This is a genomic window from Sorangium sp. So ce1036 (genome assembly GCF_051369805.1).
In the GTDB taxonomy this organism is placed as follows: domain Bacteria; phylum Myxococcota_A; class Polyangia; order Polyangiales; family Polyangiaceae; genus Sorangium; species Sorangium cellulosum_F.
This window is the reverse complement of sequence record NZ_JBBMOX010000001.1, coordinates 4,098,369-4,124,581: the sequence shown is the minus strand read 5'-3', so window position 1 is coordinate 4,124,581 and position 26,213 is coordinate 4,098,369. Positions and strand designations below refer to the sequence as shown.

The 26,213-nt window shown below is 74.4% G+C and carries 16 protein-coding genes; 7 read left to right on the top strand and 9 right to left on the bottom strand.

Annotation, left to right across the window (positions count from 1 at the left end; translation table 11 throughout):
- Positions 1–76 precede the first annotated feature (76 nt).
- On the top strand, positions 77–5,095 hold the full coding sequence (locus WMF31_RS15690) for a translocation/assembly module TamB domain-containing protein (RefSeq protein ID WP_436606564.1): 5,019 nt from the start codon (positions 77–79) through the stop codon (positions 5,093–5,095).
- Positions 5,096–5,107: 12 nt separating this feature from the next.
- Here WMF31_RS15690 and WMF31_RS15685 read toward each other — a convergent pair whose 3' ends face one another.
- Positions 5,108–5,605 carry a hypothetical protein gene (locus WMF31_RS15685; RefSeq protein ID WP_436602719.1) on the bottom strand — a complete coding sequence of 166 codons (498 nt, stop codon included), beginning with the start codon at positions 5,603–5,605 and terminating at the stop codon, positions 5,108–5,110.
- 77 nt (positions 5,606–5,682) lie between these two features.
- On the opposite strand from WMF31_RS15685, the gene WMF31_RS15680 reads away from it, so the two are divergent.
- Positions 5,683–6,441, top strand: coding sequence for a class I SAM-dependent methyltransferase (locus WMF31_RS15680; protein WP_129349137.1), 759 nt, complete (start codon positions 5,683–5,685; stop codon positions 6,439–6,441).
- Positions 6,442–6,452: 11 nt separating this feature from the next.
- On the opposite strand, the gene WMF31_RS15675 is transcribed toward WMF31_RS15680, so the two are convergent.
- The 5 genes from WMF31_RS15675 to rpsO form a co-directional block, all read right to left on the bottom strand.
- Positions 6,453–7,517, bottom strand: coding sequence for a hypothetical protein (locus WMF31_RS15675; protein WP_436602718.1), 1,065 nt, complete (start codon positions 7,515–7,517; stop codon positions 6,453–6,455).
- Positions 7,518–7,602: 85 nt separating this feature from the next.
- Positions 7,603–9,564, bottom strand: a complete 1,962-nt coding sequence (locus WMF31_RS15670; RefSeq protein WP_436602717.1) for a protein kinase domain-containing protein — start codon at positions 9,562–9,564, stop codon at positions 7,603–7,605.
- A complete protein-coding gene (gene pyk, locus WMF31_RS15665) occupies positions 9,561–10,988 on the bottom strand; it encodes a pyruvate kinase (protein WP_436602716.1) in 1,428 nt (475 codons plus the stop codon). Before pyk ends, WMF31_RS15670 begins: the two co-directional genes overlap by 4 nt.
- A 222-nt stretch (positions 10,989–11,210) precedes the next feature.
- Positions 11,211–13,472, bottom strand: a complete 2,262-nt coding sequence (gene pnp / locus WMF31_RS15660; RefSeq protein WP_436602715.1) for a polyribonucleotide nucleotidyltransferase — start codon at positions 13,470–13,472, stop codon at positions 11,211–11,213.
- A gap of 522 nt (positions 13,473–13,994) precedes the next feature.
- Complete coding sequence (gene rpsO / locus WMF31_RS15655; RefSeq protein WP_129349147.1) at positions 13,995–14,261, bottom strand: 30S ribosomal protein S15; 267 nt, start codon at positions 14,259–14,261, stop codon at positions 13,995–13,997.
- 336 nt (positions 14,262–14,597) lie between these two features.
- Between rpsO and WMF31_RS15650 the strand changes: the two genes are divergently transcribed.
- Positions 14,598–16,163, top strand: coding sequence for a serine/threonine-protein kinase (locus WMF31_RS15650; RefSeq protein ID WP_436602714.1), 1,566 nt, complete (start codon positions 14,598–14,600; stop codon positions 16,161–16,163).
- Between the two features lie 148 nt (positions 16,164–16,311).
- On the opposite strand, the gene ruvX is transcribed toward WMF31_RS15650, so the two are convergent.
- The gene (ruvX, locus tag WMF31_RS15645) at positions 16,312–16,731 is read right to left on the bottom strand and encodes a Holliday junction resolvase RuvX (RefSeq protein WP_436602713.1); all 420 of its coding nucleotides are present in this window, start codon (positions 16,729–16,731) and stop codon (positions 16,312–16,314) included.
- Positions 16,732–16,844: 113 nt separating this feature from the next.
- Between ruvX and hisS the strand changes: the two genes are divergently transcribed.
- The 3 genes from hisS to WMF31_RS15630 all read left to right on the top strand — a co-directional run bounded on the left by hisS (position 16,845) and on the right by WMF31_RS15630 (position 20,683).
- Positions 16,845–18,134, top strand: a complete 1,290-nt coding sequence (hisS, locus tag WMF31_RS15640) for a histidine--tRNA ligase (protein WP_436602712.1) — start codon at positions 16,845–16,847, stop codon at positions 18,132–18,134.
- A complete protein-coding gene (locus tag WMF31_RS15635) occupies positions 18,131–19,957 on the top strand; it encodes a hypothetical protein (RefSeq protein WP_436602711.1) in 1,827 nt (608 codons plus the stop codon). Before hisS ends, WMF31_RS15635 begins: the two co-directional genes overlap by 4 nt.
- A gap of 96 nt (positions 19,958–20,053) precedes the next feature.
- Complete coding sequence (locus WMF31_RS15630) at positions 20,054–20,683, top strand: COMM domain-containing protein (RefSeq protein WP_436602710.1); 630 nt, start codon at positions 20,054–20,056, stop codon at positions 20,681–20,683.
- 25 nt (positions 20,684–20,708) lie between these two features.
- Here the strand turns inward: WMF31_RS15630 and WMF31_RS15625 are convergent, their stop codons facing one another.
- Together WMF31_RS15625 and WMF31_RS15620 are read right to left on the bottom strand one after the other, a co-directional pair.
- On the bottom strand, positions 20,709–22,910 hold the full coding sequence (locus tag WMF31_RS15625; RefSeq protein ID WP_436602709.1) for a hybrid sensor histidine kinase/response regulator: 2,202 nt from the start codon (positions 22,908–22,910) through the stop codon (positions 20,709–20,711).
- 46 nt (positions 22,911–22,956) lie between these two features.
- Entirely contained in the window at positions 22,957–25,359 is a 2,403-nt protein-coding gene (locus tag WMF31_RS15620; RefSeq protein WP_436602708.1) for a hypothetical protein, read from the bottom strand.
- 220 nt (positions 25,360–25,579) lie between these two features.
- Between WMF31_RS15620 and WMF31_RS15615 the strand changes: the two genes are divergently transcribed.
- The gene (locus WMF31_RS15615; RefSeq protein WP_436602707.1) at positions 25,580–26,056 is read left to right on the top strand and encodes a PaaI family thioesterase; all 477 of its coding nucleotides are present in this window, start codon (positions 25,580–25,582) and stop codon (positions 26,054–26,056) included.
- Positions 26,057–26,213: the final 157 nt, after the last annotated feature.

Genomic DNA, 26,213 nt, shown 5'->3' with positions numbered 1-26,213 from the left:
AGTCCGTCGTCGCCCGGTTTGCGCGGTGAGCGAGCGCGGTCGCCGCGGCCCCGCGCGTACTAAGCTAGCTCCCGTGATGTCCGACCCCGCAGGAGCGCCGCGGCGCGCCCCGTCGCCGCGCGCGCCGGGACGCGCGCGCCGCGCCGCGTCCGCCGCGGCGAGGACGCTCGGGCTCGCCCTGGTGTTCGCCGGCGCCACGGTCGCCGGCGTCGCGCTCCACCTCGACACCGCCGCCGCGCGCCGGGTCGCCCGCGACGCCACGAACCGGCTCCTCGGCTCCCTCTTTCACGGGAAGATCGTCGCCGACGAGATCGAGGCGCTCGGCCTGGACGGCGTGCGGATCCGGGCCGCGGTCGCGGTCGATCCGTGGGGCGGCCAGGTGATCCGCGCGAGCGGCATCGAGGCGCGCGCCGACGTGCTCCCGATGCTCGCCGGCGCGCTCTTCGGGGCGGGCGCGCTGCGCGTCGAGATCCCGTACATCCGGGTCGAGCAGGCCGAGGTGCTGGTCCAGAGCAACGGCGCCGGCGGGGTCACGCTCGGCGACACGTTCACCCCGCGCTCGCCGAGCCGCCCGCCGGAGGCCTCGCCGGGGGCGTCGTCGCGCGAGGTCGTCGTCGCCCTCCCGCGCATCGAGATCGGGCGCGGCTGGGTCCACGGGCAGCTCGCGCCGCCGCGCGCGCTGGACGCCGACGTCAGCCGGCTCGTCGGCGCGGTGCACGTCGGCCCGGAGGGCGTCGCCGTCGACGTCGAGCAGACCGGCCTCGTGGATCGCGCCTTCCTGCCCGCCACGACCGCGGGCACCGCGAACTACCACCTCCGCGCCGGCGAGACGGTGCGGATGTGGAGCAGCTTCGCCGGTCAGGTCGCCCGGGTCGGGATCACCGCGCGGGCCGTGCTCGACGAGGGGCACCTCGAAGCGCACGCGAGCATTCCGCGCGCCACGCCGGCGGAGCTCCGGAGCCTGGTCCCGGATCACCCGGTCACCGAGCCGCTCGCCGCGCACGTGACCGTCAAGGGTCCCCTCCCCCACCTCGACGTGGTGGCCGCGGCCACGGCCGCCCCGCTGGGTCCGGCAGGGGGCGAGGTCGCGCTCGCAGGGCGGCTCGACGTGACGGGCCCCGTCCGGCTCGACGCCGAGGTGCGGGCGCGCGACGTCGATCTGCGGCTCTTCGGCGTGGACCTCGCATCCGCCGCACAGGGCGATAGCGCCGCCGCGCCTGGCGCATCCCGCGCCGTCGCGCCTGGCGCACCCCGCGCCGCCGCGCGCCGCGCCCTCCACCTCGCCGTGCCCGGCCTCCCACGCGCCGTCGCGGTGAAGGCCGCGCCGGCGGGCAGCCGCGAGCCCGAGGCGGCGGCGGCCGCGATCACGGCGGACGGGCGGGTGCGGGCCGAGCTCGGCGACGCGCTCCGGCTCACGGTCGAGGCGCGGACCGAGCCCACGGCGCTGCTCGAGGAGCGGGTGCCGGCCGCGGACGTCCACCTCGTGCTCGATCGCGGCGAGCTCCACGCGCGCGCGCACCTCCACGAGCCCGGCGCGCCGATCGACGCCGCGATCTCGCTGCTGCCGCGCGGCCAGGGGATCCGCTTCGCGGCGACCGCCGACATCCCGGCGATCGCCGCGGCGCCGCGCCTCGCCGGCGCCATCGACGGCGCCGGCCGCGTGCGCGTCAAGGGCAGCCTGCGCGAGGGGGCGCTCGATGCGCGGATCGAGGGCGCGTTCGCCAGGCTGACGGCGGGCGCCGAGGTCGGGCTCACCCGCGCGCGCGTCGAAGGGCGGCTCACCGGGCCGCTCGACGCGCTGACGATCCACGCCTCGCTGTCCGGTGAGGAGGCGCTCGCCGGCGGCCACACGTTCGACGCGATCGAGGCGCAGGTGTCCGGCGCGCTCACCTCGCCGAAGCTCCGCGCCACGCTCACCGACGGCGACGACTCCCTGACCGCCTCGGCCAGGCTGAGCACCGCCGCGGGCGCCCTCCGCGACATCGAGCTCCGGCTGAAGCGCGAGGGCGCCGAGGTCGCCGGGAAGATCGCGGCGATCGAGCCCTCGGGCGGCGGGCTCGCGGTCGAGGGGCTCGAGCTCGCGTCCGCGGAGCTCGGCTCGCTGAGGGGAGAGCTCGCGGTGCGGGGCGGCGACGTGACCGGGCAGCTCCGGGGCGAGGCCATCGATCTCGGCCGCGTCGCCCGGATGCTCGGCGTCCCGCTCCGCGTGCAGGGGCTCGCGAACCTCGACGTCGCGCTCGAGCGGGATCCCGAGGCCGGGCGCTCGGGCCACGTGCGGCTCGAGCTCGCCGGCGGCGAGGTCGCGTTCCTGTCCGGCGTGTCGGCGCACCTCGCGGCCACCCTCGATCGCGACCGGATCACGGCCGACGCGCTCGTGCGCCTCGACGCGGAGCCGCCGCGGCCGCCGGGCGCGCCGGCGGGCGCCGCGTGGTGCGCCGGCCCCCTCGCGAGCGTGCGCGTGTCCGGCGCCGAGGGCACGCTGAGCGGCCCCCTGCTCCGGCCGGAGACGTGGGCCGCCCTGGTCGGCACGGCCGAGGTCGCCGCGGACGGCTGGGACCTCGGGTGCCTCTCGCGGCTCGCGCCGATCGCGCACCTCGTGAGCGAGGTGCGCGGCAAGCTCACGACCCGCTTCCGGGTGTCGCGCGCGCCCGGCGATCCGTTCCCGTCGCTGCACGACGTGCTCGTGCGGACGCAGGGCCTCGCGCTCGCCGGGCCGCACCCGCTGGGCGAAGAGCGCCCCGCGTGGGAGTCGCGCTCCATCGACGCGCAGCTCAGGGGCTCGCTCGACGGGACGACCGGCCGGGCCAGCGCCGCGCTGACCCTGTACGACGGCGGGCTGCTCGGCGACGTCTCGGGCTCGATCGATCTCGATCTCGACGCGCTCACCGGGCCGCCCGCGGGCCGGTGGGCGTCGCTCCTGCGCTCGCCCATCGCGGCGACGGCGTCGATCCCCCGGCGCCCGATGGGCTCGCTCACCACCCTGCCCTCGTTCGTGCGCGACCGCCTGCCGCCGCTCGGCGGCGAGCTGCGGATCGACGCCTACGCGAGCGGCACCCTCGCGCGCCCTTCCCTGACGGCGCGCGCCCTCTTCTGGGGCCTCGTGTACGCCCCGGAGGACGCCCCGGGCGCCGCGGATCTCGCGTTCCCCGCCGATCTCGACGCGTGGCTCACGTACGACGGCGAGAGGGCCACGCTGGACGCGCACGTCACGCGCGGGCGGGACGAGATCGCGACCGTGAACGCCGAGGCGCTCGCCCCGATCGACGGCCTGCGCGCGCCGGCGCCGGCGCGCGCGCCGGAGGGGACGCCCCCGCGCCCGGCGTGGACCGGCGGGCTCCGCGCGACGCTGCGGCGGGTGCCGCTCGGCGACGTCCCGCTGCTCGGCGACAGCGGCGTCAGCGGGCACGTGAGCGGCGAGATCGAGGTGCGCGACCTCAACGTGGCGCCCAGGCTCACCGCGCGCCTCACGCTGCCGGATCTCGCGCTCGGCAACGAGCTCGCCTTCGATCGCGGCGCGCTCGCGCTGCGGATCGATCCGTCCAGCGAGCCCGGCCGCGGGCACCTCCGCGTCTCCGAGCTCGCGCTCGGGGGCCACAAGGGCGGCGAGCTCCGCGCGAACGCGTACGCGAGCGTGCGCTACCTCGGCGGGCTCGTCCCGGTGCCCGACGGCGAGCGCGCGGCGCTGGCCCTCACCGCGGAGCGCTTCCGCCTCGCGGCGCTGCACCCGCTGGTCGGGCGGACGCTCAGCAGGCTCGACGGCTACCTGGACGGCGAGCTGCATGTCCAGCTCGACGGCGCGCCGGGAGCCGACGGCGGCCGCGTGCGCGCCCGGCTCGATGTCCGCGAGGGGACCGCGCACATCCCCGAGCTCGGGCAGGAGCTGCGCGACGTGGCCGCGCGCATCACGGCCGACGACGGCGTGGTCCGGATCGAGGGCCTCCGCGCCGCGGGCATGACCGGACAGGCGCAGGGCTGGGCGCTGCTGCGGCTCGACGGGCTCGCGCTGCGCGACGGGGCCGGGGCGCTGACCATCGCCGAGGACCAGGCGCTGCCGCTCACGTTCGAGGGGGTGCCGCTCGGGACCGCGTCGGGGGCGCTCTCGTTCGTCGTGGAGAAGAGGCCGGACGAGCTCGCGCTGCACGCGACCGTGCCGACGCTCCGCGTGAGCTTGCCGGCGACGAGCAGCCGCGACGTGCAGCCGCTCGACGACAACCCCGACATCCAGGTCTCCCACCCGCTCGGGCCGGAGAAGGAGGAGCGCGCGCCGGACGCGCTCCGCTACACGATGACGTTCGACGTGGGCGACGCGATGATCACCGGCGCCGGGCTCAGGCTGCACCTGACGAGCGACGACGGCGCGCTGCCGAAGGTGGTGCTCGGCGCCGACGCGCGGGTCTCCGGCGGCATCGTGATCACGCACGGCGAGCTCGAGATCTTCGGCAAGGCGTTCGAGATCGAGCGCGGGCGCGTGCGGCTGCGCGAGGAGGAGACGTCGAACCCGCACCTGAACGTCACCGCGCACTGGGACGCGCCGGACGGCACGCGCATCTACGCCGACTACATCGGCAACCTCCGGCCCATCACGGACAAGAAGCTGCGGCTCCGGTCGAGCCCGCCGAGCTCGCAGCAGGACATCCTCGCGCGGCTCCTGTTCGGCGCCGACTTCTCCGAGGGGGCGCAGGCGGCGGGCGCCGAGACGCCCGCGCGGCAGGCCGCGGGCGGCGTCGCCGCGTCGGTCGGCAGCGAGCTCGCGGCGTCGCAGCTCAACGCGCTGCTGAGCGGCATCGCGCCGCTCCAGGGGCTGTCGACGCGGTTCGGGACGACCTCGGAGGGCGCGCTGCGGACGAGCTTCGTCTACCGGCTGAACGACGAGCTGACGGCGCTGGCCACCTTCCAGGAAAGCGCGCTGGACAGCGCCGCGACGGACGCGGGCGGGCCGACCCCCGGGGGGACCGCGAACGAGCGCGGCACGCGGACCGAGGTCACCATCGACTGGCGGTTCGCCCGACACTGGACGCTCCGCGGCACGGTGGGCGTCGACGAGCGCGACGCGACCTCGGGGGCGATCGATCTGCTCTGGCAGTACCGGTACTGAGCGGCCGTGCGCCTAGCGCGCGCCCCGCGCCGGCAGCCGGATCTCTCGGCCGCCGACGCGGAGGACGGGCGGCTCCGCCTCGACGAGCAACGGGGCGAGCTGCGCCTGCGCGTGGCGCGAGAAGCGCGCCTCCAGCGCCCCGCCGCGGGCGCGCGCGTACACGACGCCGTCGTCGCCGAGGGAGAGCGTCGCCGGATCGAGCGGCTCCTCGGCGCCGTCGAACAGGAGCAGCGTGACCGCGCCGTCGTCGCCGATCCGGAGCCCGTCGACGCGGAGCGGGGCGTCGTCCACCTGGAAGTAGCACCAGTCGTAGCCGTTCGTGAGGATCGGGCGGCCGTCGTCCGGGTGCCGCGCGATCCACGATCGCAGCCCGCGCTCCAGCGCCGGGTGGTCGACGCGGGCGCCGTCGTGCCAGAAGCGGCCGTCGCGATCGAGCCGGATCGAGCTCTCGCGGGAGGTGCCGGGGGGCGGCGCGAATCGGAAGAAATCGGGGTGGTCGCCGGGCTTCATGGGTCTCCTCCCAGGAGGTGTGGTCCGGCCGCCGCGCGGCGCAAGCCGCGCGCGCCGGGCCGTACTATAGCGGGCCCATGGGAGCCCAGACGGCACAGGCCAGCGGCGACGATCACCTGCGCGCCACGCGCGCGTACTACGACGAGTTCTCCGCCCGCTACGAGGCGCGGCGCGGGGGGCGTGATCGGGGGGGGTATCACGACCTCGTCGACGCGCTCGAGGTCGACTTCGTGCGGCGCTTCGGCGAGGGCCGCGACGTGCTGGAGGTGGGGTGCGGGACAGGGCTCCTGCTCGCGCGGATCGGCGCGTTCGCGCGCTCGGCGCGCGGGGTCGATCTCTCGCCCGGGATGCTCGAGCGCGCCCGCGAGCGCGGCCTCGACGTCGTCGAGGGGAGCGCGACCGCGCTGCCGTTCGCCGACGAGAGCTTCGACGTCGCGTGCTCGTTCAAGGTGCTCGCGCACGTGCGGGACGTCCGCGCCGCCCTCGCGGAGATGGCGCGCGTGGTGCGGCCCGGCGGGCACGTGATCGCCGAGTTCTACAACCCCTACAGCCTGCGCGGGCTCGTGAAGAAGCTCGGCCCGGCGGGCGCCATCAGCGAGCGGACCCGGGAGAGCGCCGTCTTCACGCGCTTCGACGCGCCGCGCGCCGCCGCGGCCCTCCTGCCGGCGGGCGTGCGCGTCGTCGCCTCGCGCGGCGTGCGCATCGTGACGCCGTTCGCGGCCGCGATGCGCGTGCCTGGGCTCGGGCGGCTGCTCCACAGGGCGGAGTGGGCGCTGTGCGACTCGCCGCTCGCGCGGCTCGGCGGCTTCTGGATCGCCGCCGCGCGCAAGGCGTGAGCCGCGCGCGGTCAGAACCGGCCCAGGACCCCCGCGTAGAGGCCGCCGGGCAGCAGGGAGATCGCCGGCGCGGCCTTGAAGCTCGGCGGGGGCGGCGGCACGGGGCGCTTGCGGACGGAGACCCGCTCCGGGACGAACGTGATCTGCGCGTGCGCGATCCCGGCGGCGACGAGCGTCGCGAACGCGCCGAACGAGACGTGGTTGACCGCGGCCGCGGTGTCGATCCGGCTGTTCAGCCGCTCGACGTCGACGCGCTGCGCGGCCGGCATGCCGGCCTGCGACGGGGGGGCGGGCGTGACGTCGACGTTCTGGTAGCTGGCGAGCGCCAGCGCCGAGACGATCGACGTCCCGCCGGCGACGGCCTGGCTGACCAGGAAGAACCAGCCGAGCCCGTCGTCGCCGTTCTGGAACTGCCCCACGCCGAACGGCAGCATCGCGATCCAGCGGGAGCGCTGCACCACGACGCGCTCGGTCCCGGCGAGGCGCGCGAGCTCGGCGATCCAGCGGCGCTCGTCGTCGCGGCTCCGCTCGGCGCGCAGGCGCTCCGCGCGCTGCGCCTCGGCCCGCTGCCGCGTGACCTCCTCGATGCGCGCCCGGATGCGCGCGCGCACCGCGGTGAACCTGTCGATCACCTCCGGCTGGAACAGCGCCGGGTTCGGCGAGTACGCCGGGTTGTCGAGGAGGATCTGCTCGATGTACGCGTCGGCCTCGTCCCCGCGCCGCAGCGCCACGAGCGCCGCGGCGGCGAGGCCGCGCGCCCGCTCGACGATGTGGGGATCGGTGATCCTGCACGGCTTGCCCTCCGCGTCGGTCGCGCCGCGCTCGCAGGGCGGGTTCGCGGGGTCGAGCATCGCCGCGAAGCGGCGCACGGCCTCCTCGTAGCGCCCGGTGTCGAAGCGCGTCTTGGCGAGCTCGAGCTGCTGCAGGTCGTCGGCGCGCGCGACGCCGGCCAGGCTCAGCACGACGGCGCTCGCCGCCGCCGCCACGAGGCGCCGCGGTGCGCGCAGGGCGCGGCCGCCATCGACCGACGGGGAGCGAGCGCCGGGAGATTTCCCGCCTGGTGTTCGCGCGGCCATGCGGAGGGGGTGCGCCGTGATGTAGCGGAGTTTGGACGGCGCTGCTGAGATTTCGGGCGCCGACGCCGGAATGACGGGGTCGCCGTCAGCCGGACGGCCAGAAAACGGTGTTCGGCTCGCCGGCCACGAGCGTCACGTTCCCGACGCGCTGGGCGGCGCCCGGCGTCGGCGACGTGAAGAGGCAGCGCCCGCTCCAGGACACGTCGTTCAAGGTCACGGTTTGCGGGCTGCCCGCGTAGCCGATCAGGCCGATCTGCGGGCACGCGTACTGCGCGTCCTGCGGCGCGCCGCTCAGGACGACCGTGCTGGGGAGGATCTCCAGCTTGTGGACGATCCGCTGCGGCGCGGTGACGCCCGGCGCCGGCGCGACGACCGAGATGACGCCCGAGTACGGCTTGCAGCACCGGGAGCCCGGCACGCTGATGTGCACGGCGTGGGTGCCGATCGTGAGCGGCGTGATCTTGTTCGCGCCGAACCAGGCGGTCTCCACGCCGTCGAGCACCAGCCTGGCCCCGCTCGGGACGATGTGGAAGACGACCTCGCGGACCCTCGGGCCCTCCGCCCGCGCCACGGGCACGGCCCGCGGCCCGGCCGCGGGCCGCATCCCGGCCGCGGCCGGCCGCGCGGCCGCGACCGCGGCCGATGGCGGCGGGGGACGGACGCTGGGGCGGCGCGCGCTCGCGACGACGGGGGCGCTGGGCGCGACCGCGGGCAGGTTCGGCGACGGCATCAGGGGGTCGATGCGCACCGGCGACGCCGGCCCGGGCGCCACGGGCACGTCCTCGCCCAGCGCCGCCTGCGGCTCGCGAAACGCGCGGGTGATCCCGAACGCGGCGACGCCGAGCGCCGCCGAGCCGAGCCCCACGGCGAGCGCGCGCCGCGCGAGCTTCCGCCGGCTGCGGCTCGCGTTGAGCTTCGCGATCCGCTTGAGGATGGTGAGGTCGTCCGGCGCGAGGGCGAGCGCCCGGTTGTAGTCGGCGGCGGCGCCCGGCACGTCGCCGCGCTTGCGGCCGTCCTCCGCGCGCGCCACGAGGCGCGGGACGAGCCGCGCGACGTGGCGCGCGGTGTAGCCCGCCGGATCGGCGAAGTACGCGGCGAGCTCGACGCGCGGCTCAGCGAGGCCGAGCGCGGCGAGCTCGGCCCGGATCTGCTCGGCGAGCGCCCGGGGGCTCGGCGTGCGGGCCGCGACGTCGTGCGCGAGGGCGCCCGCAAGGATCCGGCTCCAGCGCGCGCCGACCGCGGGCCGCTCGCGCTCGGCCTCGGGGTACACCCCCTCGAGCACCTTGCGGAGCACCTGCGCCGGGTTCTTCCCCTCGAACGGCAGGTGCCCGACGGCGCACTCATAGAAGAGCACCCCGAGCGCGAAGACGTCGGTGCGCGCGTCGACCTCGCCCCCCTCGATCTGCTCCGGCGCCATGTGCGCCGGCGAGCCCAGCACCTGCCCTGTCGACGTGACGCCCTGGGCGTCGAGGATCTTGGCGATGCCGAAGTCCGTGAGCTTGATCACGACCCCCGCGCCGTCCCAGCTCGCGGGGGCGCGGTCGGACGGCAGCTCGACCAGCACGTTCTCCGGCTTCACATCGCGGTGGATGATGCCCGACGCGTGCGCGTGCTCGAGCGCGTCGCAGAGCTCGAGCACCACGGAGGCGCCGATCTCGGCCGGCATGTCGCGGTGGCTGCTCAGGATCTTGCGCAGCGTGGCGCCGCGGAGCAGCTCGACGACGAGGTAGCGCTCGCCGTCCTGCTCGCTGGACACGTCGTACACCTCGACGATGCCGGGGTGGCGCAGCTTCGCCGCGGCGCGCGCCTCGGCGACGAAGCGCGCGCCGACCTCGGCGTTCTCTCGGAGGTGCTTGTGGATGATCTTGACCGCGACCTCGCGGCGGAGCCGCGGGTCGCGGGCGCGGTAGACGGTGGCCATGCCGCCGTGCCCGAGCTCTTCAAGCAGCTCGTACTTGTCGAGCTTCGGGAGGGCGTCTGCGCCCCGGTATCTGGAGAGAGGGTCCTGCTCGCCCGTCGAGCCCCTATCGCGGGCGGGCAGGCTCATTCCACGACCTTCACCCGAATCGTGTTGGTCGACCCCGAGACGCCGACGGGGGCGCCGAAGATGGTGACGAGCTTGTCGCCCGGCGAGACGAGGCCGTTCGCGAGCAGGTAGCCGGTGGCGCGGTCGATCATCTCGTCCGAGTTCCGGAGCGCGTCGATGGGGAGCGGAATCACGCCCCAGAGCAGCGCGAGCCGCCGGCGCGTCACCTCGTTCGGCGAGAAGGCGACGATCGGCACGACCGGGCGCGCCTTCGACGCGTACCGCGCGGTGAGGCCGCTCTCGGTGAACGCGAGGATCAGCTTCGCGCCGATGTCCCGCGCGATGTCGCAGGCGTTGCGCGCGGTCGCCTCGGCGACGTTGGCGCGCTGGCCGGGCTGCTCGCTCGAGAGATAGCGGTAGAACGCGCTCTGCTCGGCCTCCGTGACGATGCGGGCCATCATCCGCACGACGAGCGGCGGGTGCGCGCCGGTCGCGGTCTCCTGCGAGAGCATGACCGCGTCGGTGCCGTCGAAGACCGCCGTCGCCACGTCGCTCGCCTCGGCGCGCGTCGGGCGCGTCGCGGTCACCATCGACTGGAGCATCTCGGTCGCGACGATGACCGGCTTCTGGTGCACGCGGGCGAGGCCGAGGATCTCGCGCTGGATGATCGGCACCCGCTCCGGGTTGAACTCCACGCCGAGATCGCCGCGCGCCACCATGACCCCGTCCGAGGCGAGGATGATCGCCTCGAGGTTGTCGATGGCGCCTGGCGTCTCGATCTTGGAGACGATCGGCGTCGGGCGCCCCCAGGCCTCGCAGATGTCGCGGACGTGCCGGACCTCGTCCGCGGTGCGCACGAACGAGAGCGCGACGTAGTCGACCCCCTGCGCCAGGCCGAAGCTCAGATCGGCCTTGTCCTTCTCGGTGAGCGCGGAGATGCGCACGCGGCGCGCGGGCAGGTGGACGCCGACGCGATCGCGCAGGCGACCGCCCTGCGTGACGCCGGCCTGGACGCGATCCCCTTCGACCTTGGTGACGGTGACGACGACCCGCCCGTCATCGAGCAGGACGACGTCGCCCGGCTGCAGATCGGAGGCGAGCCCCTCGTAGAGGATCGGGATCTCACCCGGCGAGGCGACGGGGCTGTCCCTGTTCGCCTCGATCAGCCAAACGGAAGCCCCATCCGCCACCTCGAAGGTGTTGTTGGGGAAGCGACCGGCTCGGATCTTCGGACCGCAGAGGTCCTGCAGGATCGCCACCGGCTTTCCGCAGGCCTCCGCAGCCGCGCGGACCGTGGCGATGTTCCTGCCATGATCCTCGTGCGAGCCGTGAGAGAAGTTGAGTCGAGCGACATCCATACCGGCGCGGATCAGCTGCTCCAGCGTCGTTTGAGAGTCACACGATGGGCCTATGGTACAGACGATTTTCGCTCTGCGTACGAGCACGGGCGGAGCATGCCACGAGCAGGGGCCGAGACACTACCCTGATTGTGAACAGGCCACGCTGGCTTCACCGGATTCCAGCAAAGCCGCCGGGGGGACAGGGGCGCGGGCAGGCGATCGCTGGGACAGGGATCACAAAACGGCGACGAGGGGAGCCCGACGCTGCGGCGCGTCGCTCGCTCCCCTCGCCCACGCTCTACCTCGCCCTCACCTCACGAGGAGCGACTAGGAGCGGCGCTCGCGGCGCTCCCGCGGCGGCGGCCCGCTGCGGTCGCGCTCCAGGCCGGGCCGCGAGCCGCGGTCGCGCCCTCCGGGCGGCCCGTCGCGCCGCGGCGGCGGGCCGGCGTCGCGGGCCTGCGCCATGCGCTCCCGCGCCCTCTCGCCCTCGGCGCCCTCGGGGAGCGGGAGCAGCTCGCGCCGGCTCAGCCGGATCTTCCCGTCGCGGTCGACGCTGAGCACCTTGACCTCGAGGGAGTCGCCCTCCTTGAGGACGTCCTCGACGCGCTCGACGCGCGTGTGGGCCATCTCCGAGATGTGCAGCAGGCCGTCGGTGTTCGGCAGGATCTCGATGAACGCGCCGAAGTCCGTGATGCGCTTGACCGTGCCCTTGTAGGTCGCCCCGACCTCGGGCTCGGCCGTCAGGCCCTTGATGATCTCCAGCGCCCGCTTCACCGCGTCCGAGTCCGAGGACGCGACGTTCACCGTGCCGTCGTCCTCGACGTCGATCGCGACGCCCGTCTGGTCGACGATGCCCTTGATGGTCTTGCCGCCGGGGCCGATGATGAGCCGGATCTGGTCGGGCTTGACGCGGACCGTGGTGATCCGCGGCGCGTACTGGCTGAGCTCGGGCCGCGTGGTCGGCAGCGTCTCCAGCATCTTGCCGAGGATGTGGAGCCGCCCCTCGCGCGCCTGATCCAGCGCCTGCATCAGGATCTGCCGGCTCAGGCCCGCGATCTTGATGTCCATCTGGATCGCGGTCACGCCGCGCGCCGTGCCGCAGACCTTGAAGTCCATGTCGCCGAGGTGATCCTCGTCGCCGAGGATGTCCGAGAGCACGGCGTAGCGCTGGCCCTCCATGATGAGCCCCATCGCGATGCCGGCGACGGGCGCCTTGATCGGCACGCCCGCGTCCATGAGCGAGAGGCAGCCGCCGCAGACCGCCGCCATCGACGACGAGCCGTTCGACTCCAGCGTCTCCGACACGATGCGGATCGTGTAGGGGAACTGGTCCGGCGGCGGGATCATCCGGGAGAGCGCGCGCTCGGCGAGCGCGCCGTGGCCGATCTCGCGGCGGCCGGGGCCGCGCAGCGGCTTCGTCTCGCCGGTCGAGAAGGGCGGGAAGTTGTAGTGGAGGTAGAAGCGCTTCCACGTCTCCCCCATCAGCCCGTCGATCTTCTGCTCGTCGGTCGACGTGCCGAGCGTCGTCGTGACGATCGCCTGCGTCTCCCCGCGCTGGAAGAGCGCGCTGCCGTGGACGCGCGGGAGCAGGCCCGCCTCGCACACGATCGGGCGGATGCTCCTGCCGTCGCGGCCGTCGATGCGCCGGCCCTCCTCGAGCACGTAGCTCCGGACGACGTGCGCCTTGCGCTCCTCGAACTCGGCCTTCACGAGCCGCTCGATCGGCAGGAGCTTCTCGGCGCCGAGCTCGCCGAGCAGCGTCTCGGTGAGCTTCTTCTTGAGCGCGCTGTACCCGTCGTACCGCGCCTTCTTGTCGGTCACCCGCGTCGCGGCCTTGAGATCCTCGTCGACGAGCGCGGCGACGCGCGCCTTGATCTCGGCCGGCAGCTCGGGCGCGACGAACTCGCGCTTCGGCTTGCCGACGGCGGCGCGCATCCGCTCGATGAGGTCGAGCACCGGCTGCGCCGTCTCGTGCGCGAACATCAGCGCGTCGATGATCTCCGCCTCGGTCGCCTCCGCGGCGCCGCCCTCGACCATCACGATCGCGTCGCGCGAGCAGGCGACCACGAGGTCGATGTCGCAGCGCTCGATGTCGGCGACCGTCGGGTACGCGACGAACTCGCCGTCGAGCCGGCCCACGCGCACGCCCACGACCGGCCCGCCCCACGGGATGTCCGAGATGTGCAGCGCGGCGCTCGCGCCCGTCAGGGCGAGGACGTCGGCCTTGTTCTGCTTGTCGCTGGAGAGGACGGTCGCGATGATCTGCGTGTCCCGCTTGAAGCCGTCCGGGAAGAGCGGGCGGAGCGGGCGGTCCATGAGGCGGCTCGACAGGATCTCCTCGTCGCGCTGGCGCGCCTCGCGCTTGAAGAAGCCGCCGGGGATCTTGCCGGCGGCGTAGGTCTTCTCGACGAACTCGCAGGTCAGGGGGAAGAAGTCGAGGCCGGGCCGCTCTTCCTGCGACACGGCGGTGACGAGCACCATGGTCTCGCCGTAGGTGACGAGCACGGCCCCGTGGGCCTGCTTGGCGAGGCGGCCGGTCTCGAGGGTCAGGGCACGGCCGCCCACCATGACGGATTCACGAACGAACATTGGGAATTTCAGCTCTCTCTCGCGCGATCGCGAGGGCCGCTGCGTGCGGCGCTACGCCGAGCGCGAGGGGCAGCTCTTCTTCCTCGGTTCCTGCGCAGGAGTGTCGACCTGCTGCGCACGAAGCGAAGACGAAGACGCGCGGGGCCCGCGCCCGGGGAAGACTGGGCAGGTCGCCCCGTCGTTCCATGGTCACTGGATGACCTCCTTAGAGCGTCCGCTCCGCTCTCGCCAGCGCAAAACGCCGACGTTCAGGGGTCCGCACCGCAATCCCCCCGAACGGAACGGAACGAGGCGACGGATCTCGGCGGGAACGTTGCGAGGACAGCGCGAGGACAGCGCGAGGACAGCGCGAGAATGGTGTGGGAACGGTGCGAGAACCGCGCAGGAACGGCGCGGCAAGGGGAACGGAAGGGCGGGCGCGGCGGCCGGCCGCAGCAGGGTCCGATGCCGGCCACCCTGCCCCTTCGGGCTCGGTGCGCCCGCGCCGACGCTGCGTCGCGGGCACAACCGGCCGGAGGAGCGCTACTTGCGGAGGTTGAGGCGCCCGATGAGGGTGCGGTATCGCTCGATGTCGATCCGCTTCAGGTAGTCGAGCTGCCGGCGGCGCTGGCTCACCAGCTTCAGCAGGCCGCGGCGGGAGTGGTGGTCCTTCTGGTGCGTGCGGAAATGCTCCTGCAGCTGGTTGATCCGCTCGCTGAGGAGCGCGATCTGGACCTCGGGCGACCCGGTGTCCCCCTCGTGGGTCGCGAATTTCTGAATGATATCCGACTTCTGGACAGAATGCAGCATGGCTGGCTCTCCATGGCCCCTCCGGTGCGCTGCCGAGCGCCCGGGCCGGCGCGGCGTTCGCGCGCGGCGACTGGCCAAGCGACGCCTGAATGCGCGCCCGCGCCCGGAGCGGCGGGAGCCCGCGATGTTCAGGCCAGTGAGCAGGAGCGCGCGAGTATACGCAGGCGCCCCGGTCCGTCAACGCGGTCGGCGCGGCGTCGCGATTTGTCACCCCCTGAACGGCCGATTGGCTACGCTCGGTCGGCGATGCCCGGCACCCTCCGGCCCCCCGAAGACGCTTCCCGACCCCAGTCGGACGCACGCGGATCGCAGTCGGACCAGCATATCGCGACCGCGATGACGAGCCTCTCCACCTCGGCGACCGCGCTCCCGAGCCCGGGCAGCGACCCGTCGATGCCCAAGGTGTGCCCCACCTGCGGCGTGCGGTACCCGGCCGAGTTCAGGGTCTGCCCGCGCGACGCCGCGACGCTCGACGAGTCCGAGGACGACGCGCTCCGCGACGATCTCGTCGGCAAGACGCTCAACGAGACGTACACGGTCGTGCGCGTCGTCGGCGAGGGCGGCATGGGGCGCGTCTACGAGGCGCGCCACACCCGCATCTCGAGCAAGCGGTTCGCGATCAAGATGCTGCACCCCGAGTTCGCGCGGCAGCCGCAGGTGATCTCGCGGTTCCAGCGCGAGGCGGAGGCGGCCGCCGCGGTGCAGAGCCCGTACGTCGTCACCGTCTTCGACGTCCACCGCACCGCGGAGGGGCGGCCGTTCCTCGTCAACGAGTTCCTCGAAGGCAAGGAGCTCGCCGACTACCTCGCCGAGGTCGGCAAGATGAAGATCGGGCCGGCGGTGCGCATCGTCCGGCAGATCTGCAAGGCGCTCGCGGCGGCGCACGCGAAGGGCGTGGTGCACCGCGACATGAAGCCGGAGAACGTCTTCCTCACCGGCGACCTCGCGCTGCCCACGGCCAAGGTGATCGACTTCGGCATCTCCAAGGTCGACGACGCGCCGGGCGCCGCGCTCACGCAGACCGGCATGATCATGGGCACGCCGTCGTACATGGCGCCGGAGCAGGCCCGCGGCGAGCGCGTCGATCACCGCGCGGACATCTACGCCGTCGGCGCGATCCTCTACTGCGCGCTCACCGGCAGCCGCCCGTTCGATCGCAACGACCCGACCGCGACCTTGACCGCGGTGCTCACCGAGGATCCGCCGCGCCCGCGCTCGCTCGAGCCGAGCATCCCCGAGCCGCTGGAGATGATCATCCAGCGGGCCATGGCGAAGGAGCCGCACCACCGCTACCAGACGATGGAGGAGCTCGACGCCGAGCTCGCGCCCTACGACATGAGCGAGCCCGAGCCGAGGGAGCCGAGCTCCCCCGTCGGCGTGCCCGGCCCGCGCAACACGATGCCGTCGGCGCCGCGCGCCGCGATGACGATGCAGCTCCGCCAGGCCCAGCAGGTGACCATGGCGAGGCCGCTCATCCTGCTGCTCTCGGGGCTCGGGCTGTTCTGGGTCGCCGGGAGCCTGCTCACGCTGGTCACCGCCATCATCCGGCTCTCGCGCGGCGGCTCGGTGGACGACAACCTGACGGGCCTGGAGGCGGTCCTCCTCGCGTCCGGGATCGGCTTCGCGCTGATCACCCCCGCGCTCATCGGCGCGCGCCACGTGCGCCGGCACGTGTGGAACAACAGCATGAGGGCGGTCGATCTGGCCGACAACCTGCGCCGGCCGATCGTGGTCGGGCTGTGCGCGTACGGCTTCGCGTCGCTGCTCGTGCGGGTCGTCGAGGCCGTGGCGCTCCGGCGCGCGGCCGGCGTCGCGTGGCCGGCGTGGGACGTCGTTCTCTTCGCGATCGGCGCCGTCGGCGCCGCCGGCGCCTACCTCCTGCTCCGCAGCGAGCAGCGCTAGCCCGGTCCCCCCCGCCCCGGGTACGAGCGGCGGTCTCCCGCACAGGAGACGGGCCCAGATCGGCGTTTTCGGCGCGGAAGCGCACTCCAGTGCGCTGAGCACCGAAAACGCCGAGATGGGTCCGTATCCGAAGCGGGTGACCGCCGCTCTAGCGGCGGGCGTCGAGCCACGACTGGAGCAGGACGGCGGCCGCGGCCCCGTCGATGCGCTCCTTGCCCTTGCGCGCGGAGACGCCCCCGTCGCGGAGCCGCCGCGCCGCCTCGACCGTGGTCAGCCGCTCGTCCAGGAGCTCCACCTCCACGCCGGTCGCGTCGGCCAGCGCCTGGGCGAAGGCCATCGCCCGCCGCGCGGCGGGCCCCTCGTCCCCGTTCATCTCGAGCGGCAGCCCTACCAAAAACCGCGTGATGCCTTCGTCCCGGGCAAGCTCGGCGAGCGCGGACAGGAGCGCCCTCCTGTTTCGCCCGTCGAGCAGCGGCCGCGGGTGCGCGTAGAGCCCGAGCTCGTCGGTCACCGCCACGCCGACGCGGGCCTTCCCAAGATCGATCGCCGCAGCGCGCGTCTTCTCCATGCCTCTTGGAGACAGCACATACCCCTCGGACGGTGAGCCGGCGAGACCCAACGTACCGGGAAGCATCCGACCGGCTTGACCCGCTCGCCAGCACCGACCATAAGCGCCGCGCGATGGAACTGCGCGCGGTCAGGGGGATGAACGACATCCTCCCCGAAGAGGTGGAGCGCTGGCACAAGCTCGAGGCGGCCTTCCGCCTCCACGCGGAGCTCCACGGCTACGCCGAGGTGCGCACGCCGCTGCTCGAGCCGACGGAGCTCTTCCGCCACCAGATGGGGGAGACGACGGACGTCGTCGAGAAGGAGATGTACTCCTTCGAGCGCCACGGCGATCACCTCACCGTCCGCCCCGAGGGCACCGCGGGCGCCGCGCGCGCGTACGTGGAGCACGCGGTGCACGCCAGGGAGCCCGTCACCCGCTGGTACTACCTCGGGGCGATGTTCCGCGGCGAGCGGCCGGCGAAGGGGCGCTACCGCCAGTTCTACCAGGCCGGCTGCGAGCTCTTCGGCGACCCGGGGCCGCTCTGCGACGCCGAGACGATCGATCTCGTCGCGGGCTTCTTGCAGCGGATCGGCATCGACGACTTCGTGGTCCACGTGAACTCGCTCGGCGGCGGGGGCACGCGCGAGCGCTACCGCGCGGCGCTGCTCGATCACTTCACGCCGCGCCGGGACCGGCTCAGCGAGGACTCGCAGCGCCGCCTCGAGCGCAACCCGCTGCGCATCCTCGACTCGAAGGACCCGCGCGACCAGGAGGCGGCGCGCGAGGCGCCGTCGATCCTCGACCTGCTCGACGACGCGGACCGGGCCCACTGGCAGGGCGTGCTCCGCTGCCTCGACGTGCTCGGCGTGAACTACGTCGTCGATCCGTCGCTCGTGCGCGGGCTCGACTACTACACGCGCACGCTCTTCGAGGTGAAGGCGACCTCGGGCGACCTCGGCGCCCAGAGCACGCTCGCGGGCGGCGGCCGCTACGACAACATGGTCGCGGGCCTCGGCGGCCCGAGCGTGCCGGCGATCGGCTTCGCGATGGGGATGGAGCGGCTGCTCACGATGGTGCCGGGCGACTCCTCGCGCCGGAGGCCCGGCTGCTTCCTCGCCCCGCTCGGCCAGGTGGCCGCGGAGCGGGCGCTCGTGCTCGCGAAGCAGCTGCGCGCGCTCGGCGTCGCCGTCGAGCTGGACGGGCGCGGCGGGCGCCTCAAGTCGATGCTCCGGCGCGCGGACTCCCTCGGCGCGCGGCTCTGCGTCATCCTGGGCGACGCGGAGATCGAGCGCGGCGTCCTCCAGATCAAGGACCTCGTGGCGCACGTGCAGGAGGAGATCCCGCTGGAGGGGGCGGCGCGCGTGCTCGCGGATCGGGCCCTCGAGTTTTCACCCGGCGGCGGCCAGCGGGGATCGCGTTGACCTACGAGAGGATGGGAGAGGCGGGCGCCGCGCCCGAGGCGCGGGGCGCGCCGGCGCACGGGGCGGGCGCGACGAGCGCGCACGAGGCCAGCGCGACGCCCGCGACGAGCGCGCGGAGGGGCCGCGCACCTCGCGCGGGCCGCGCGCTCTCGCTCGCCGCCGCGCTGGCCGCCCTGGCCGCGCCGTCCGTCGCGGCCGCGCAGGTCAGCTTCGGCCAGCCGGGCGCCGGGCCGCCGCCGGGCGCGTCGTCGCCGCCGCCCGGCACGCCGGAGACGCACGCGGCGCCGACCTCCGAGGAGAGCCCGATCCAGACCCAGGAGCCGACCCTGCCCGAGGACCCGCTCGAGGTGCCGCCGGCGGTCGAGAAGCAGATCGGGACCAACGACGTCGGCGAGTGGGAGCGAGGGCGCGCCGAGGAGATCCAGCGCGACTGGTACGGGCTCTACTACGGCGAGAAGAGCGGCAAGTACCAGTTCCGGACGCTGTTCCCCCTGTGGGCCGAGCGCAAGATGCCCGGCGACCGGGCCACGATGGTGACGCCGCTCTACTACAACCGGCGGAGCAAGGACGTCGACGCCGACGTGCTCTTCCCGTTCTTCTGGAAGCTCCGGAGCGAGAACACCCACACGACGATCGTCGGTCCGTTCATGCACCGCGAGTCCGAGGGGCGCCCCGCGAGCCCCGGCCGGAAGGCGGAGCCGGGGCGACACGACAACTGGCTCGCCCCGCTCTTCTTCGAGGGCAAGAGCGACGACGGGAGCGGCTACTTCCACATCCCTCCCCTCCTCACGTTCACGCACCACACCGCGCGGAGCGGCTTCAACATGGTCGGCCCCCTCTTCTGCAAGTGGAAGGGCGGCCCGGCGTGCGACGCGCGCACCGCGGACGAGATCGATCTCGGCCTGGCGCCGCTCTATTTCTACGGGCGCGACGAGAGCAGCGAGTACGAGGTCATCCCGCCGCTCCTGCACTACTACCACTACAGCGACGTCGGTGACCGCTCGACGAACCTGTGGGGCCCGCTGCTCTGGCAGCGCTCGCGCGAAGGCAACGTGTTCAACGTCATGCCGTTCTACTGGCACAGCTGGGGCAAGAACTACGACCGCACCACGCTGTTCCCGTTCTTTCATTACGGCTACGAGGGCAACTCGAACCTCCTCGTCACGCCGCTGTTCGTGAAGGCGCGCGGCGAGGAGGGGGAGAGCACGTTCGCGACCTGGGGCTACGCTCGCTACCGAGGGCGGACGGAGCTCGACATGATCACGCCGCTCTTCTGGCAGTACCGCGATCCGGACATCGGCCTCGAGCGGACGTTCCTGCTCCCGTTCTATTATCGGAACACGTCGCCGCGCAGCGATGATCTCGCCGTGTTCCCGTTCTACGGCCACTTCAAGCGGCACGGGCTGAGCGATACCAAGTGGATCACGCCGTTCTTCCGGCACACGCAGGACCTCACCGGCTGGCAGACGGACCTCTATCCGTTCTTCTATTCGGGGCGGGATCGGAGCTCCACGCACCTCGTCGTGGCGCCGTTCGTCTGGGACTTCGCATCACCGACGTCGCGCTCCACCGTGATCCTGCCGTTCTACTACCGGTTCGCGGACGAACGGTCGGTGTCGCAGCTCGCGCTCAACACCTTTTACCGGGAGCAGCGGGTCCGGAACGGCAAGGAGTGGGAGTTCCATTTCTTCCCCCTGTTCTCGTACGGCGAGACGCCGAACGGGCACTGGTGGAACCTCCTCTACGGGCTCGCCGGGTACACGCGCGAGGGCACGATGTCGAAGATGCGGGCCCTCTACGTCCCGATCCAGCTGAGCGAGTGAGCGCGCGCCGTGCGACGCGGTCGAGCCGATGGAGACCAGGCGCGCGCATGACGGGGGACGTGTCCGGGGGGCGCGGCGCGCCGTGACGAGGGAGCGATGAGCGCCCCCGCAGGCGACGCGCCCGCCGCCCCCGGGCTCCGCTGCCTCGGCGGCGGGCCCCCGCCTCCGGAGCTCGCCGCGGATCTGCGCCGGCTCCTGGAGCTCTCGCCGGGCGCGCGGCAGCGGCTGTGGGAGGCGCTCGGGCCCAGCCTGGGCGAGCCGGTGCCCGCCGCCGTGGAGCGGCTCCTCGACGCGTTCTGCCGGCGGCACGACGTAGGATCCGAGGCGCTCGCGCGGGTGCTCAAGGCGTGCCGCTTCCTGGTCCGCGAGGCGAGCAAGCGCGACCTCGACCGCGCGGCGCTCGCGGCCGACCTCGCGGCGCTCGCGCCGGGAGAGGGCGGCGACGTGATCCAGGCGATCCTGCTCGCCGGCTACGACCAGGCCAGGGCGCTCGTGCGGCGCGAGCTCGTGCGCTCCGCGCTGCTCGATCACGGCAGGCTGCTCACCGGCGTCGACTGGCGCGTCGACACGATCGCGGCCTCGAGCCGCGGGGCGAGCATCCAGGCGCCGGTCGTGCTGCTCACGCTGACGTACCAGGAAGGCGGGCAGAGCACCCGCCTCACGCTCCAGGCCACCCCCGACCTGCTGCGGGAGCTACAGCGGCTCTGCGCAGAGGTCCTCGGCTGAGCGAGCCAGCCCGCCACACGCGCGCCTAGCCGCCCTCCCGCGCCCCGGTCCGGTTCGCCGACACGACCTCGGCGATGGCGGAGAGCGCGTCCTCGGCGGGGAACGGCTTCTCGAGCAGCGGGCGGCCGGACGACGCGAGGAACCGCTCGATGTCCGCGCCGAAGCCCACGCCCGTCATGAAGATGAACCCCTGCGCGAGCGCCGGATCGCTCTCCCGCACCCGCGTGTAGAAGACGTCGCCCGACATGCCGGGCATCCGCAGATCGCAGAGGACCACGTCGAAGCGCTGGCCGCCCGCGAGCATCCCCATCGCGGCGTCCGCGGTCGGCGCCACCGTCACCTGGTGCACGCGGCCGATCTGCTCGGAGAGCGCGCGGGCGAGCGACGCCTCGTCCTCCACGATCAGCACCCGCGCCCGCTTCGAGACCAGCCGCGGCAGCGGCGAGGCGATCGGCGTCTCCTCCTCCGCGCGCCCCGCCGCCGGGAGCGAGATGACGAAGCGCGCGCCGCACGGCGGGTCGCTCCCGGGGACCGGGCTCTCGGCCGTGATCCGGCCGCCCGCGCGCTCGATGATCTCGCGGCTGATCGACAGGCCGAGCCCGGTGCCGAACTCCGGGCCCTTCGTCGTGAAGAACGGCGCCCAGATCCGCGCGAGGTTCTCCTCGGCGATGCCCGCGCCGGTGTCGGTCACCACGATCTCGACCGTGCGCCCGTCGCTCCGCGTCTCGACCGTCACGGTCTGCTCGCGGGCCTCGAGCTTCGAGCTCGGCTTCGGGATCGCCTGGGCCGCGTTGACGAGGAGGTTCACGATGACCTGACCGAGCCGGCCGTCCTCCATGAAGATCGGCGGCACCTCGGTCAGGTTCTTCACGATCTGCGCCCGCTCGATGATCTGCCCGCGCGTGAGGCTGAGCGCCGACTCGACCGTGCGGTTCGCGTCGGTCAGCGTCCGCCGCGAGCCCTCGGGCTGAGGCGGGCTCGCGAACAGCTTGAGGTCGCGCACGATGTCGACGATGCGCTTGATGGAGTCGCGCAGCTCCTTGAGCAGCTCCGACGAGCTCGTGGCGGCAGCGCCCTCCATGCGGACGTTCGGGCCGCGCAGGAGGCGGTCGAGCATGTCGAGGCCGAGCAGGATGAACGCGGCGGGGTTGTTGATCTCGTGGGCGACGCCGGCGGCCAGGGTGCCGAGCGTCGAGAGGCGATCGATCTGCACGAGCCGCGTGCGGGCCGCGTGCTCGGTGCTCACGTCGGCGAGGACGCCCTCGATCGCCACCACGCGTCCGCGCTCCGAGACGAGCGGGTACACCGTGCCGCGCGCCGTGATCGCCTCGCCCTCCCGCCGCCGCAGGCGCGCCTCGTACGGGGCCGAGGGCGCGCCGAGCCTGGCCTGCGCGACCGCGTCCTCGAAGCACATGACGCCCTCCGGATCGGCGTGCACCTCCCCGAGGAACCCCGGCGTCCGCAGCGCCTCGGCCACCGGCACGCCGAGGAGCCGCTCGGCGTGCCGGTTCAGGAACGAGAGATCGCCGGTCTCGGGATCGAGGCGGAAGATGATGAGCGGCGCGTTGTCGAGCAGGTTCCTGTGCAGCTCCTCGAGCTCACGGATGCGCAGGAGGCGCTCGGCGGCCTCGCGCTCGCCGGCCATCACGCGCAGCGAGCGATCGAGGCCGGCGCCGAGCGCCCCGGCGAGCTCCTCGAGCAGCGCGACCGGCGCCGCGGCCGCGGCGGAGGCCTCGCCGTAGCCGACGACGAGCGCCGCGATGACGGGGCTGCTCGCGCCGCCGCCGTCGGCCGGCCCGGTGCGCGCGGCGGGCTGGCCGGGCTCCGCGGGGGGCGGCGCGCTGCGCACCGGGAGGGCGAGGTACGAGAGGCACCCCGCCGCGGCGCCCATCCCGTCCAGCGCGTCGCCCGCGCGGGTGTCGTCGCAGGAGAACGCCTGGCCCTCGCCGAACACGCGCCGGACGAGCGGCGCGGGCGCGGGGAGCCGCGCGCCGAACGGCGCGGCCGAGAGCGTGTCGCTGCGGCAGACCGCGTAGGCGCGGAGCTCGCCCTCGGCCTCCGGGATCAGCACCGAGAAGAGCTGGAACGGGGCGAACCGGCCGACCGTGGCGGCGAGCTCCTCGAACGGCCTCGGCAGGAGGAGGTTCGAGTGGCGGGCGATGACCGTGAGTACAGCGTTCAGCGCGACGAGGCGACCGTACCTCTCGCTCGCGGGCGCAGCGTGCATCGCTCGACATCTCACCACGGCGGCGCGCGGGGACGAGGGGCATTCTTCATTTTTGTCCGGCCGGCGGGTCGGGGGCGGCCGCCGGGGACGTCGCGCCGGGCCCCGTCCCTGCGCAGCGCTCGAGCAGGCGCAGGGCCGCGTCCCGGCGCTCCTCGCTCACGGCGGGCCCGGCGCCGGCCGACCCGTCGTGGGCGGCGTACTCGGCGAACATGCGGCGGGCGGTCGCCGCGTCGCCGACGCCGCACGCGACCACGAGCCGCAGCCGCTTGGCCTCGATCCAGATCCGCTGGATGGGCAGGTGGGCCGCGAGCGCCCGCTCCAGGCGATCGGCCGCCTCGTCGAAGCGGCCGTCGTTCAGGTAGTGGCGGCCGAGGAGGTAGCTCGGCAACCCGTCGCCGGGCGCCTGCGCGGCCCAGGCGCCGAGCAGCTCGGCCGCCCGCACCCGGTCCGGCGCGCCATCCCGGGTCCCGATGAGCAGCTCGACGATCGCCGCGCGGGCGCGCTCGTCGTTCGCGGCGGCGGTCTTGACCTCCAGCGTCCGGAGCCGGTCCTCGTCGACGAGCCGCTCGGCCACCCCGCGGTACCAGCCGACCGCGCGCTCCCGGTCGCCCGCCGCGAGCGCGACGTCGCCGAGCCGCTCCGCCGCGCGGTCGCGGAGGTGGCGCGGGACGGACGCGTCGGCGGCGAGGGCCTCGAGCTCGCGCACGCCCTCGCGCCGCATTTCGGGCGCGTCGCTGGCGAGGCGCGTCTCCGCGATCGCCACCCGGGCGGCGGGGCCCTCGTCGAGCTCGAGGATGCGCCGGTACGCGGCGATGGCGCCCTCGTGGTCGCCGCGCGCGCGCAGGCGCTCGGCCTCCTGGGCGCACGCGTCGACGACGTGCGGGCAGCGCCGCGCGAACACGGCCGGCCGGTCGAAGCGGGCCTTGGCCTGCGCCCGGGCGGCGTCGGGGAGCGAGAGCGCGTCCAGCTCGGCGTGCCACGCGCGCTCCATCGCCTCCCACGACGCGCCGGTGATCTCCGGCAGCGCCTGCCCTCCGTACCAGGCGCGCACCGCGCCGGCGCCGTACGTCGCGCGCACGTGGCCCACGAACGCGCCGCTCACGGTGTAGGCGGTCGACGAGTTCTCGGCCAGGAAGCCGAGCGCGAACAGGCGCGAGAGCGGCGGCAGGATCCCGAGGTCCTTCATCGCCTTGGCCCAGGCGCGCGGGCTCAGGTCCTCGCCCTCCCGCGGCGAGCCGGCGACGGCGATGCCCTCGATCAGGCCCGGATCGGGGAGCCACCCGCCGAGCCGCCCCGCGACCTTGAACGGGCCGCGGGCGAAGGCGCCGGCGAGCACGTGCATCACCTCGTGCCCGAGCGTCGGGTGGGGGTAGCCGGCCGCCTGCACGTACACCTCGCGGCGCCACGGCTTCGCGACGTACGTGCGCGACGCCCCCATGAGCGCGCCCTTCTGCGCCGCGCTCTCGAACAGGTAGGCGCGGATCCGGAGCGGCGCGCCGTCGATCTCGGCCGGCGCGCCGAGCCAGCGCTCGCCGGCCTCGACGTGCGCGTCGCACTCGCGCACGAAGCGCCGGACGTCGCCGTCGCGCATGCCGCGCGGGTGGACCACCTCGCAGCGCCTGCCCCTCGCGAGCGCGCCGAGCTCGGCGGCGATGGTCTCGGCGGTCTGGAAGTGGCCGAGGCGCGGCCCCTCGGCGAGCGTCCCGAGGCTGATCGCGGCGCTCGCGGCGCCGAGCAGGAGCAGGCCGGGGCGGCCCGCCGGCTGGAACGAGAGCCGGCCGGCGCCGTCGTGCACGAGGTGCTGCGCGAGCACGGCCGCGGCGGAGAGCGTGGCCACGGTCCCGGCGCGGTAGGTGAGCAGCCCGGAGGCGTCGACGACGGTGTCGTAGAGGGTGCCGCTGAAGAAGCCGGCGAAGGGGTCGTAAGCGAAGACGATCGGGCTCGTGTAGAAGCGGACGACGCTCACGCCGATCGAGCCGAGCGGGGCGGCGAGCGCGGCGAGGACGGCGACGAGCCGGCGCTGCCAGGCCGGTCGCGCGGGCGCGCCGTCGTCGCGCCGCAGGCCGGCGGCGATCTCGCCCGCGACGGCGCCCCAGGCGCCGCCGAGCGCGGCGCCGAGCCCGGGGCCGAGGGCGAAGTGCGCCGAGCCGCCGAGCACGTCGCAGAAGCCGGCGCGGAGGCCGTGCGCGAGCGTGGTGGCGTACGCGACGAGCGCGAGCAGCGCGCCGCTCGCGAGGCCCCGCCGGAGCGCCTCGATCGGCGCGGGCCGGTGGGCCGCGACGTCGAGCGCGGTCGCGAGCGCGGCGGCGCTCGGGACGAGGAGGCCGGCGGCGAGCGCGCTCTCGTAGCCGGGGCCGTCGAAGAGGGGCAAGAAGCCGACGAGCGCCATCGCGATCGCGACGAGCGCCGCGCCGATCCTGGTGGCCTGGGAGTGCAGCAGCGTGGGCATGGGGGCGCTTGCTCCGAGGGCTGGCTTAGTCGCGCGGGCGCGCCGGCGCGAGCGTCGCGCGCTCCTCGTGGGCCGGCCGCGGCCCCGCGCCGCCGGGTGAGAGCGCGCCGCGCGCGCGTGAACGACAGCGCGGACGGCCCTCGACGACGATCGCCTTGCCTTCCTCGCGGGCCCCGCGCAGAAGACGCCGACCGGCGCCCCGTCCGGCCGGTCCGCACCCATGCCCGACCTCGATCCCGATCTTTTTGGCCCCGATCAGCCGTGCTTCGGCTGCAGCCCCCATCACCCCATCGGCTTTCATCTCCGCTTCGCCCGCGAGGGCGACGAGGTGGTGACGCGCTTCGTCCCCGGCGAGCAATACCAGGGCCCGCCGGGCATCATGCACGGCGGCCTCGTCGCCACGCTCGCGGACGAGATCGCCGCCTGGGCGGTCATCGGCCTGCTCGATCGGTTCGGCTTCACCGCCTCGATGCAGCTCAAGCTGCGCCGTCCGGTGCGCGTGGGCGTCGAGGTCGAGGGCCGCGGGCGCATCGTGCACGACACCCCGCGCACCGCGCAGGTGGGCGTGCGGCTCCTGCAGGGCGGCGCCGAGACGCTCACCGGCGAGCTGACCTTCGCCATCCTGAACCGCGCGGGCGCCGAGCGCCTGCTCGGCGGCCCCTTGCCCGAGGCGTGGCGCCGCTTCGCCCGCGCGTAGGGCGGGCGCCGAGGTGCGTGCCGCGAGGGATCTCCGGCGGTTCGCGATTGGAAGCTACCCGCGTTCGGAGTACGCTGCGGACATGCCCCGGCCCTCGCTCCCAGCGCGTTGCTCGACACGCACGTCAACGCGACGGGAACACAGGAGTGACACCGAG